11 protein-coding genes are annotated in these 11,388 nt (G+C 54.2%); 6 read left to right on the top strand and 5 right to left on the bottom strand.

The genetic code is table 11. The features are described 5' to 3' along the window. The first annotated feature begins 11 nt into the window (after nt 1–11). The 4 genes from CMUST_RS13450 to CMUST_RS13435 are packed head-to-tail and all read left to right on the top strand — an operon-like array spanning nt 12 to nt 4,023. Nucleotides 12–1,547, top strand: a complete 1,536-nt coding sequence (locus CMUST_RS13450) for a GAP1-N2 domain-containing protein (RefSeq protein ID WP_052844786.1) — start codon at nt 12–14, stop codon at nt 1,545–1,547. A gap of 23 nt (nt 1,548–1,570) precedes the next feature. Continuing rightward, a complete protein-coding gene (locus CMUST_RS13445) occupies nt 1,571–2,548 on the top strand; it encodes a hypothetical protein (RefSeq protein ID WP_047262937.1) in 978 nt (325 codons plus the stop codon). A 3-nt stretch (nt 2,549–2,551) separates the two neighbouring features. Continuing rightward, entirely contained in the window at nt 2,552–3,550 is a 999-nt protein-coding gene (locus CMUST_RS13440; RefSeq protein ID WP_047262936.1) for a hypothetical protein, read from the top strand. Between the two features lie 14 nt (nt 3,551–3,564). Further along, nucleotides 3,565–4,023 carry a hypothetical protein gene (locus CMUST_RS13435; protein WP_047262935.1) on the top strand — a complete coding sequence of 153 codons (459 nt, stop codon included), beginning with the start codon at nt 3,565–3,567 and terminating at the stop codon, nt 4,021–4,023. A gap of 349 nt (nt 4,024–4,372) precedes the next feature. On the opposite strand, the gene CMUST_RS13430 is transcribed toward CMUST_RS13435, so the two are convergent. From CMUST_RS13430 to CMUST_RS13420, 3 genes are all read right to left on the bottom strand, one after another. After that, nucleotides 4,373–5,164 carry a serine hydrolase gene (locus tag CMUST_RS13430; protein ID WP_236690125.1) on the bottom strand — a complete coding sequence of 264 codons (792 nt, stop codon included), beginning with the start codon at nt 5,162–5,164 and terminating at the stop codon, nt 4,373–4,375. 13 nt (nt 5,165–5,177) lie between these two features. After that, nucleotides 5,178–5,840, bottom strand: a complete 663-nt coding sequence (locus CMUST_RS16150) for a hypothetical protein (protein WP_052844785.1) — start codon at nt 5,838–5,840, stop codon at nt 5,178–5,180. Nucleotides 5,841–6,006: 166 nt separating this feature from the next. After that, entirely contained in the window at nt 6,007–7,338 is a 1,332-nt protein-coding gene (locus CMUST_RS13420) for a hypothetical protein (protein ID WP_047262933.1), read from the bottom strand. A gap of 194 nt (nt 7,339–7,532) precedes the next feature. Between CMUST_RS13420 and fbaA the strand changes: the two genes are divergently transcribed. Next, nucleotides 7,533–8,567, top strand: a complete 1,035-nt coding sequence (gene fbaA, locus CMUST_RS13415) for a class II fructose-bisphosphate aldolase (RefSeq protein WP_047262932.1) — start codon at nt 7,533–7,535, stop codon at nt 8,565–8,567. A gap of 345 nt (nt 8,568–8,912) precedes the next feature. Continuing rightward, nucleotides 8,913–10,079, top strand: coding sequence for an FUSC family protein (locus CMUST_RS13410; RefSeq protein ID WP_047262931.1), 1,167 nt, complete (start codon nt 8,913–8,915; stop codon nt 10,077–10,079). Here CMUST_RS13410 and CMUST_RS13405 read toward each other — a convergent pair. Beyond that, nucleotides 10,076–10,930 (bottom strand): hypothetical protein, encoded by an 855-nt coding sequence (locus tag CMUST_RS13405; RefSeq protein ID WP_047262930.1) that lies wholly within the window; start codon nt 10,928–10,930, stop codon nt 10,076–10,078. The genes CMUST_RS13410 and CMUST_RS13405 overlap by 4 nt on opposite strands. Next, nucleotides 10,930–11,364: a type III secretion system chaperone family protein gene (locus CMUST_RS13400; protein WP_047262929.1), complete on the bottom strand. Its 435-nt coding sequence runs from the start codon at nt 11,362–11,364 to the stop codon at nt 10,930–10,932. The genes CMUST_RS13405 and CMUST_RS13400 overlap by 1 nt, the downstream gene beginning before the upstream one ends. Nucleotides 11,365–11,388 lie beyond the last annotated feature (24 nt).

The following is an 11,388-nucleotide window of genomic DNA, read 5'->3' as shown; positions in this document are numbered from 1 at the left end:
AGTGATGGCAAATGTTAAACGGTACTTTTAGTTACGCTTCGTTTTCCCGGCGCGATGACCGCACCGGAGGTTGGGGTGTTGGCCAACGCACTGGTGTGGTCGATGAAAATCTGGCTAATAACCTCAGGAAATGGATACCTTCCTCCATTGTTGGTGGGGAGAATCCAGGAAACTATCCATCGGCTGAGGTGATTGCCCGTCTGCCACGTCGGTTCGCGTGGCTGCCTCGGGCGGAACAGGATTTGGGCCCGCAGCCGGGATTCGTTTTCTATGCGTCTGCTCAAGCTGGTCAGGATTCTACGGGTCGACCAGGTAATGTTTTTACTTTCGCCCAGGTTTGTGGCGAAGTCTCCATGGGGGATTATCACCCGGCGGAGTTTATGTATTCGCCGGAAATTCCCACTCCGTTTGGTAAAACTCAGGTGGATAATGCGGAAATTCCTGCTGAGTTGACGGTTCCAGGGCCGATTGACCAAAAAGTGGTGGATGCGTTCGCTGATGGTTGGGTGGGGGATAATCCACTGGGGGTTCATTTTTCGCAGGTGGAACCGAAATACCGGCGAGAATTTGTGCAATGTATTGCCGCCACGATCTCGGTGTCCAGGCGGTGCGTGGTTTTGGCTTGTCCGCTGCCAGAAGCAGCCTTGTGGGTGGCTGCGGTTGCCTGTGAATTAGGGTTGCCGGAGGATTTTAGCTTTTCGACGTACGAAACCCCTGAGCGTATTCAGTCAATCATTCATGTTGGTTGCAAGCTGTCGATTGTTCCGTTGGAATCTGCCGCGGCGGTTGCGCCTGTGGTGGCACACACGGGGGCATTGTTGGTTCGTACAGATGAGCCCATCCCGGATGAACTGTACCGGTATCGGGAGGCAATGAGTCAACCTGCATCATTGCCACAAACGATGGCTTTGCAGCATTTGACGGCTCCTAGTGTCGAGCACTTGGCGAATCCGTTTTTTGCGGAAGACGATGCAGTTTCGCTCACATTGCCGTCTGCACAATCGCAGCAGTTGCCACCAACGCCACCACCTGCGAGCATGGCTCAGCCGAATGCGTGGGTGACGCCGTTACAACCTGACGAATTGCCCACCCCCGAATTGCTTCAAGCGCGGGAGCTCTATGGCAGGTTGCAGCAAAACCCAGGGCCTGAGTCTTTTGCGCAGATGGTTAGGGCACACGAGCTGTTGTCGTTGACAGAACATCTTCCCATCCGGGCTGGGTTTTTGGTGTTGGTGTTACTTCATGGTCTGCCAGCGCATTTTTATGGTGCTGATAGTGTGGTGGCAGTGGATGCGGCGCAGCGTGAAGAGGTTTTTGAGCACGCGTTGCGGTTGTTCGGAGAGCTTACAACCGATCCGGCTGAATCTACCGCAATTGCGCATGCGCTTAATGAAACGTCGCCGTTGCCAACCCATCCTGGCATCGCGGCTGTTTTGGGTGAATTGCGGCAGCGGCTGCGGGCGGAAAAACCAGCATCTCCGACGATTGATGCTGTGCGACAGCGGTTTATCAACCAACAATCACAATCGATTCCCCCGATGAACTAAACCCTGGATTGGAGTGAATGCGGATGGCGCCGAAAACGATCACGCTTGGTGATGGTGAGTCGCATGTTTTGACCATTGGTAGTTTTCTTCGGCTTCGGGCGTGGCTTGTCCATGGCGCGGCCGTCGATGTGGAATTGGTTACCCCTGGCGCAGCTAAATTTAATCGCCCGGATCCGACCCAGGTGTATTTAACTGATTGTGATAGCCGGGTGGGCATCGTGGTGCGCCCTGTTGGTGGGGGACAATTCCCGCCGGAGCATTCGGTCAGCGTGGTGGCGGAGCAGCCGACCGCTGGTGAGCACATACGGCTGGAGTTTCCTATCGTTCGTGTCGATGGGGCAAGTGAGCGTCTCATTGGGGAAATCCAGCCTCTGCCCGAGCAGCCAGGTTTTGTTTCGATCAGTGCGATTGGGTCGAATGTGGCGGTTGATTTACCGCGTGAAGCGATGACGATGGTGTCTGCTCTGCGGGCACTTGAGGCTACAGAATGTTTTGTTTCCTCACTCCAGGTGCGTGTTGATGCCTCCGCCGCCATGTGCACGCAGGTTTCCGTTTCTGCCCTGCGCGCTATATGGCATGCGGTGTTGGGAATAGCGGATCACTTCGACATCACTGTCGCTGATGATATGGATAACCAGCTTGCTGATTATAAGACCCATGCGCCAGTCCGGGTGGGGCGACCTAATGTGGAGGTAGTTACTGATTCTGAGCAATCCGTGATCATTATTACGGATTCGCCTCGGCCGGTGTTGGCCACTCTACGTCCGGACCCCATCGTCATGGTTGTCGGCACGCATGCCCAGGCGGAAGTGCGTAACTACCATCAGCTCTACGGCTCGGAATATCCGCTTAGACTTGTGCCGTGGGATGATGCGCAGATTAGTGCGCTTAACGAGGGGAATCATAGTCTGATAGCGGATAATGCTCGGATCATTGCCGCCGCGTTGAAGCAGCCGACTGTCGCTGTTATCACTAATCCGTTTGCTGATGGGGGTGTCTAAATCATGTATGCGTGTTGCCCCGACACCTATGAATTGTTAGAGCCTGGTCAAACAATATCCTATGCTGGTAATCCGCTGTTGCCGGATTGGGCGGAATCCGTGACCTTTTGTGTGGCTATGGCTGGTGCCCGCGCTTCCGGGAAGAGCCTGTATCTTGCGGTTGTGATCAAGCAATTGGAACTTCTTGCTCAACAGCGATTCCCGCACATCACCATTGAACCGGCTGATGAATCGACGCGGATCCGGTACCAGGAAAAATATGAAAAGCCGCTGTATCAAGAGCTCAAGCACATGCCGCCTACACCCACGAGCGTGAATGAGGACGCCTATCAGCGGGATCCGTTTATTTTTAGTCTCGGGTACTGGCCAGATCCGGAGGGTGTATCACGTCACCACTACTTGGTTATCCGCGACGTTGCTGGTGAGGATTTGGAAAACCCGAATGTTGATCCTTTATCCATGCGGTTTTTCAAAAACTGTGACCTGGTAATTTTCCTTTTCGATCCGCTGAAAGTCCCCAGCATCGCCACGTATTTGCAGGGGCTTATCCCCACTCCACGCCAATTGGGTGGAAATCCGGAAGATGTTTTTCGCAATATTGTGCGTCTTTTAGGTGATTCTCGGCCGAAGTTGGCGGTGGCGGTCTCCAAGTTTGACACCTTGCAGGAGTTAGAGCGTCTGCAAGATAAGCAGGAGTGGAAAAGCATCATGGGGAATCTGGGTGCTGGCTTTCGGCGCGATACGGGCTTCAATTACGTTTACCACAGTCAATGGGTATTGCACTTAGAGATCCAATCGTTACTGATCAAGTTGGAAGCTGATCGACTGTTAAACATGATGGCCCATGCGTATCGTGCTGTTCCCGAGCGGCTTTCCTACTTTGCGGTTTCCGCTTTGGGGGAGTCACCTCGTGGTGAGAATTTGGATCGAAAAGGAATCGCCCCGTACCGGGTCTTGGATCCGCTTCGATGGTTCCTCTCAGAACGCAGGGTATTGATGTAAGGAATGAGGACTAGATGAGTTTTCGTGACCCGTTCGCCGACCCACCTAAACAGCAGGAATTACACACCGGCGCTGATTACGCTTACCAAGTGGTTGGTAGCTCCACTGTTAGCCGTCAACACCCACCATTCGCCGCCGTACGCATGTGGGATGCTCCGTTCATCGTGAAGTTGGCAGCCGCGGTGTATCTCCTTGTTGCTTGCGTTATGCTCTGGCTGCTTTTCAACGAGTTCACCACTCGATCCAATGCCCGCGACCTGGTTGTTTTTATCGCCGTAGTTATTGGCATCGTCAATACCATCGGTGCTGTGGGTTTGCTTAAGGCTAGGTTCTGGTCTCGCTGGTTGGTGTCAGCTACCAGCATCATTGGTTTTTTCTACATTGTGACTAGCCTGTGGCCGCTTAGCCTTATCGGGGCCGTGGCTGGTGGCATGGTGTGGTTACCACGCAATAACGCGTGGTTTGGTCAGTAATTTTTCGCTACTACAGCCCAAGAAGCTTAACCCCCATAAAACTTCTTGGGCTTTTGTGTGTGCTGCGTTGTGTGGTTGTACGGGGTGCATTGCTGCAATCTACACGGAGTTTCGCAGCACACGGTGGAAGGTGGCTTGCAGCCTCATAATGGTTAGCTCTGGTGTGTGCTGCGATTGTGAGATATGGGGCAGCGCTGGAGAGGATTGCGGCATGGTTTCGCAGCACACAGGTTGTAATAAAACACACCGGGTTGACGTTGGAGGTACGAGGTGGGTGCTGCGTTGCGCGGTTTCACAAGCGCTTGTCGACGCCACCAGGTTGAGGTTTCGCAGCCACACAGCCAGCCGTCTATTTCATACGCGAGTGCAGCTTGACTGCCAGCGCGGTTAATGCGGTTTGCCCGGTAGCATAATCGTCAGCTTTGGCGATGATCGCGACGGCGACTGGGCCAGATAGGGTGGGAATCACCCCGAATTGTCTCACGAGGTAGCCGTGGTCAGGTTCTGGCCCCCAGCCGCCTTTGAACTGCGCGCCGGGTATTAGCCCCAAGCCGTAACGTTGGTCTGGCGCTATCTCTGCCATTGCGGCGAATACTGACTCGGCGTGGGGGATCGTCGTTAAGTGTTGGGCGAAGGTGGATTGGTCGATCAATGCCCATTGGGTTTGCCCAAATGCGGAAAAGCCGTCGCGTTGGACAAATGGTTGGATTCGAGTGGTTAAATCGCCGCCTTCCCGTAGGATGGCGTTGGTTGCTTCTGCTGCGAGTTCGCCGCTTCCCAAGGACTCCCAGAGTTGTTGAGCACTACCGTTATCCGAGGTGGTTATGGCGCTGCGCATGGCCTCGTAGTGCCCGGTAGATTGGCGCAGGGCTGCGATGGAAATCGGAACTTTCGCTGTTGACCAGGCCGGGCCGCTAAGAATGCTGCCCGCGACCACTCCATCAACGGCTATGCCGACGCGCGTACCTGTCTCGGCTTCGACACTAGCAACGATTGCTGCAAGGTCGGTGCCGTCCAATTGTTGGTGGGGTGCCGGTGCGGTTAGGGTCACGGTGGTTGTGGATGCTGGTGTGCTTATCGAGGCCTTACGGTCAACCGGAATCGTGCAGGCACTAAGGCTCACCAAGGTGATTAGTGACACGCTGGACAGGGATCTAGGAGATATATACATGGGCATTATTGCCGCCGGTGCAGTGGACATACGAATGTTGGTCAATGCACTGCATGGTGTAGGTTTGGTTGGTTACAGGTGAGAATACCTGCAGTTCGTCGCTAGTTTTTCCCGTCGCGTTGTGATTGATGCGGAATTGGTCTCCGACGGCGGTCGCAAAGGGGTCGCTGGTGGCGCCAGATTTGAAGTATTTAGTGAATTTTCCGGCAGGTTCATCATTGATGGCGGCGCTATTGACCGGTGTGACCGCGATGGGGAAGTTCTCCTCCGTTGGTCGGTTGTTGGCACCTGGAGTTTCCAACACCGTGACGGTTTCTACTGCACCTTCGGTGTCGTTGTAGCTAAAACCAGCGCTTTTCAGTTCACTGTTCACCGTATCGACAATGGTGTATCCGGCGAATAGCATGCATCCGGCCAGCAAGGCTAGCGGTGCTAAGACAATGATGAGGATGACTGCGATGATTTTGCCAGCACTGGATTTAGGTTGTTGATACTGGATTGGCGGCTGTTGGGGGTGGAACGCTTGCTGCGGATTCTGGGGGTGCTGATGGGTGTTAAATGGGTTGCCTAATTGCTCGGTGACTGGTGGGAAACTGGTGGTCTCGAAAGGGTCAGTGCCGGGGCGATGCGCTGGTGTATTTGACATGTAGCTCGGTTTTTGTTCGGGGGTCAAACGTCGATAGGTCAATGAAGGGCAGACCCCTCTTAGGGTTAGCCTGATAGCACTATACCTTTTTCTTAGGGTAAGGGGCGCGAAACTGAGATTACTTTATATGTTTTTCACCAAGTTTTTACCACTTGTGCGCGGTACTCTACCGAAGGTTGTGAAGTTGCCGCAGCTTTATCGCCTCGGTATTAAGCCCAATGTCGTCGTAAAGTTGGGCAGCTTCCGTCAGCAGCCGACGACGATTAGCATCTTGATGCGCCTGCCCGAAGAGGTCGGCAAGCTCAATAACTGCGAGAATGTAGTTTAGTTGGGCGCTGAATTCCAGTGAACTAAAAGTAAAGTTTTGCCGCACGCTGAGTAATAGTTCCGCAGCGCGATGTTTGTTATTGTCCAGCGACATCAACTGGGCGAAGCTTCTGGTTGCCCACAGTGCCTCGGTGTGGATGTTGGAAACCCCATTTTTTAATAGTCGGCTAGCGTATTCCCAGGCGGCTTCGGAGGCTTTCTTTGCTTGGTAGAAATCACCTGCGGTTTGCGCCCACCGGATCTGGTTATTTGCTGCCGCCAGGGAGGTTTTATAGTCAGCGAGGCTATATGCCACACTTTGGAGAACATCAAGTCGATTTAATACGTCGTGAAGGGGGCGCTGGTTATCGTAGTCTGCCCGGGCAAACGGCAGTAGCGCGAAATAAGTAGTCCGGGCGGACAGATGCTCAAAGATTGGGATTGGTTGTTCGGAAAAAAGCTTATACCAGCCAGCAAGCGCCTCATCGAATGCGGGATCCGCCTGCCCGGAACCGAATAATTGGTTACTCAGTTCTCTATCAAATTGCGTCACGAAACTAATATTGGCGGAGCGGTTAGCTTTCAGTTCATTCTCCATGACCGGCACGATCATAGCCATCCACTCCGCCACCTTAGCGGGGGTGGTGTGGGCAAATTCCGTGATGAAATCCGACACCATGACCCCGGAATCGCTAACCGTGGAATCGGCTTTTCCTGCGAAAATATCGTCAATGCGGGAGGTTTCTGGTGTCAAATCAACCCCGGCATGTGCTTGCAGTGCCGCCGCCAAGTCACTTTCCCCCGCCTGCTCAAGGCCCCGGGCCTGTTGGGTGTAACCGTTAAAAACCGCTTCTGTCGAACCCTGCACAACCCCTAACATTGTGTGATAAACCCCAGCCCAATACCGTAGGTCAGCGGCGCTTGCCGCCACTGGTACGCAGGTATTAATGATGCGTTCGACGGTGGCATGCTGCGTGGGGTCGTCGAAAAGCGAATACAGCTTGCCCAGGTTTATTTCTAGCTTTTCGACGACTTCGGGCGGCAACCGGTAGGGGTCTACGAAAAGCAACGGAACGAAACCCACAATCGGGGCTGGGAACGGTTGAACAGCAGCACGAGAAAAATTTTGCACAAACAAATCGACATCATTGTCATCGGAAATTAACGCTGGATAGGGTCGAATGTTTCGCATGGTTTCTCATTCTAAGGTTCGTTTATGATTTTTGTCGGCAAGTGGGCATTTCCTATGCCCGAATGTGTGGTTTTTCACCCACCTAGAACCGCACATCTGCGCGGTGATCCTGGCATAATTGTAAAGGCGGGTTGCTTTTAAGTTTTGCGGCTCCCGAAACAATCATTACTACAGGCATTCTTGGAGGATGACACATGCCAATCGCAACTCCTGAGGTTTACAACGAGATGCTCGATCGCGCCAAGGCAGGCGGCTTTGCCTTCCCGGCGATTAACTGCACTTCTTCTGAAACCATTAACGCAGCGCTTCGTGGTTTCGCGGAGGCAGAATCCGACGGTATCATCCAGTTCTCTACCGGTGGTGCAGAGTTCGGTTCCGGCTTGTCCGTCAAGAATAAGGTGGCAGGTGCCTGTGCCCTTGCCGCATTCGCGCACGAAGCCGCAAAGCACTACAACATCAACGTGGCACTGCATACCGACCACTGCCAGAAGGAAGTGCTTGACGAGTACGTCCGGCCGCTGATCGCCATCTCCCAGGAGCGCGTAGACCGGGGCGAACTGCCGCTGTTCCAGTCCCACATGTGGGATGGTTCTGCAATCCCAATCGATGAAAACCTTGTCATCGCTCAGGAACTTCTTGAGAAAGCCCGCAAAGCTAACATCATTCTTGAGGTTGAAATTGGTGTTGTTGGTGGCGAAGAGGACGGCGTTGAAGCAAAGGCAGGCGCTAACCTGTACACCTCCCCGGAAGACTTCGCCAAGACCATTGATGCGATCGGAACCGGTGAAAACGGCCGCTACCTGCTAGCCGCTACTTTCGGCAACGTCCACGGGGTATATAAGCCAGGCAACGTGAAGCTTCGCCCTGAGGTCTTGTTGGAAGGCCAGAAGGTCGCACGTGAGAAGCTTGGCCTGGGCGATGATGCCCTCCCATTCGACTTCGTCTTCCACGGTGGCTCCGGCTCCGAGAAGGAAAAGATCGAAGAAGCACTGCGATACGGTGTTATCAAGATGAACGTCGACACCGACACCCAGTACGCATTTACCCGCCCAATCGCAGGCCACATGTTCACCAACTACGACGGCGTTTTGAAGATCGACGGCGAAGTTGGAAACAAGAAGACCTACGACCCACGCTCTTACCTGAAGCTGGCTGAGCAGGGCATGGCTGAGCGCATCGTCGAAGCATGCCAGGACCTGCACTCTGTAGGCACCACCTTAAGCAAGTAATCTCTTCCCTTATCTTCCACCCGCACCCGCATCAAGGTGCGGGTGTTTTTGTGCTTTATCCTAGGTGTGGTGTGTGCTGCGTTTGCGTGGAAACTAGGGGATTTCGTGCCTCTCTGAATGCGGTTTCGCAGCACACAGGTTCGGGGTGGTTTGGGTCAGTTAGCTGTGTGCTGCGTTGCGTGGTTTTCGGGATACTTTTCGACGCCTGCGCGCCAGGTTTCGCAGCACACATCTAGAGGTATATAGCCTTAAAACATTCGGGAACACAATGGGAGCTGGCTACGTTGAATCTAAAAGAAACAAAGTCGAACTCCGTGGTGGAATTGGAGACGGAACACTACAACCATGCCGAAAGCCACAAAGAACACAGCCACCCGTATTAAAACCCGAATTGAGGAAGGCTGGCACCGCCTGAATGAAGGGTGGCTGTATATCATCCAAGCCGCTGTTGCCGCAGGCTTATCCTATTGGGTAGCAGCACACCTGGTGGGAAACCCAGACCCGTTCTTCGCCCCCATGGCTACCATCATCGTGCTTTCCACCACTGGTGGTGAACGATTCCGCCGCGCGCTGGAATTAGTTGTCGGGGTAAGCCTCGGGGTAGGAATTGGCGACCTGATGATAGCCTTCATTGGGTCAGGGGTTTGGCAGATAGCAGTCGCGGTCGCCGTGGCCATCGCATTTGGCAGGTTCCTAGACAAAGGAGTGCTGGTGGCAAATCAAGCCGCCTTTGCCTCGGTGCTGATTGCCACAATCCTGCCACCTGGAACAAGCGGTGGAACGGACCGGATGCTGGATGCCTTCATTGGCGGTCTGGTGGGGCTTGCAGTTATCGCTGTGTTTCCAGAGTCGCCGTTAAAACAAGGGCGCAAGGAAATATCCATGCTTATGGGGGTAACATCCCAGGTCTTAGACCAAGTGGCCTTCGCACTTAAAACCGGCGACACCGAGGCGATTCGTACTGCGCTGCAGGAGGCGCGCGGTACCCAGGGTGGCATTAACAACATGATCGCGGCGGCTAAAGCAGGTGCGGAAAACCTCACAGTCAGCCCACTGCTGTGGCGGCAACGCCCGAAAATTCGTTCCTTGATGCGTATTCTCAACCCAGTGGATAACGCGATCCGCAATACCCGAGTCTTGGCGCGCCGGGCATTGGTGCTATCCGAGGATAAAGACACAGTATCGACCGAGCAGGTCGCGATTATAGCGGAGCTTGCCGACGTTTCCCTGCGGCTACAGGAATTATTCAGCGGTGGGGAAGATGCACACAAAGAAATGCCGGAACTTATCAAGCGGTTGCGGGTATTGGGTAACCAGGCTCGGCTGGAAGTGGCGGAGGGCAAGGTGCTGTCTGCGCAAATGATCTTGGGGCAATCCAGGTCCATCATTGTGGACTTGCTTCAGATATGTGGCTTGTCTAGACGCAGTGCGGTGGCAATTCTCCGGCCAACGTCAGAGCATCCATGCCAACCGCCAGAGCTGTGGGATCATGACGGGAGCGTGGCGGACTAGATTTTCCGAACCGCTTGGAGGTCGCGTAGATGTCGGTAGAAGGTCACTCGTTCCACCGCGCGTTTACGGGAAACCCCATCGATGGTGACTCGCAAAGTTTCACCGCCAGCTTGCAACGCCCGGCCGGTGTGAACCGTGTCCGGGTCGGTGGTAGCCGTCGGAAGTGGCGAGCGCTGCCACCATTTTTTCGCCGAGCGCGAAAGCGGAGAATCTAAAACCGCTGCTGCTATTCCAGGCGCGTCAAACATAGGCACCAATTTGGCGCCGAAAATCCCATAACGGGGAATACGTCGACCGGATTGGTGCCGTAGTAGAACATCATCATCGACGATTATTTCCGCCGTGATTTCCTTATTGTCCCAATCAGTAACAGTCGCAGTGCCAGCAACAACCGTGGCGGAATCGTCCCGAATCACCGGCAGCGGGTGGACCCGGCCGGTGGCGGCGAAATCCAATTGCTCCTGGGCAGAAAGCTCACTCAAGCCCCAGTGCTGTGCGGCATTGGAATGCGAATCGGTGGGCACAAAACCGATTTCTGCCCACATGGTGTCGGCGCGCATCAGTCTGGTCAAAACGGCCGATAGCGCCGCATCGGATCCGATGACGACAACCCTTAGGGGCTCGTCGATAGGCTGCGGAGCAAACGTGGGTGTGCCGAGGTGGGACACGTCGGGCTGCTGCGCAATATCCGTGAGACTAGGGGTTGGGTCAACCGGCAAAATTTCGGCGGTAATGACGTTAAGCGGATTCAACTCGCGCCGACCCGGCACTGCGGAGACGTCGAAAAGCTCGGCGGTGGGCGGAAAACTAAGCTTGAGGTCGGTCCCGCACCGAAGAATAACAAGACGCATTAGGAGAACCGGGTGTCCGGGAATTCCTCATCGAGCCGGTTAAACAGCTGCAACGCTGTGGCGATACCACAGTCAGTAAACTGAGCTAACTGCCGGTCACCCACCCCGTGCTCTAGATCGGTATTTGTTTCGGCGTGCACCCGCACCATGCCTTCGTCATCGACGGTGACATAGGCTTTGGGCCACAACTTCTCCCGATTCCAGTCGTTGCAGATCTCTACTAATTTCCCCCGTGCATCAATAGGTGCTGTTACTTTCCACGTTGCACGAACCACGTAAATTTCCCGCATTTTTCCGGTAGCCACCAAAACAAAGTTGTTTTCGTCGAACCCGGTAAAAATATCGCCGTCCTGGTCTGTAGTGAAATTATAATCTTGCGCCCGTAAGTAATCCGCTACCCGGTCGATGGTGAACGGCTCGGTCAATTCGCTCATTATGTGGTGATCTTTCCTATAGTT

This window comes from Corynebacterium mustelae, from assembly GCF_001020985.1.
Lineage (GTDB): Bacteria > Actinomycetota > Actinomycetes > Mycobacteriales > Mycobacteriaceae > Corynebacterium > Corynebacterium mustelae.
This window is presented reverse-complemented; position numbering and strand designations above follow the sequence as displayed.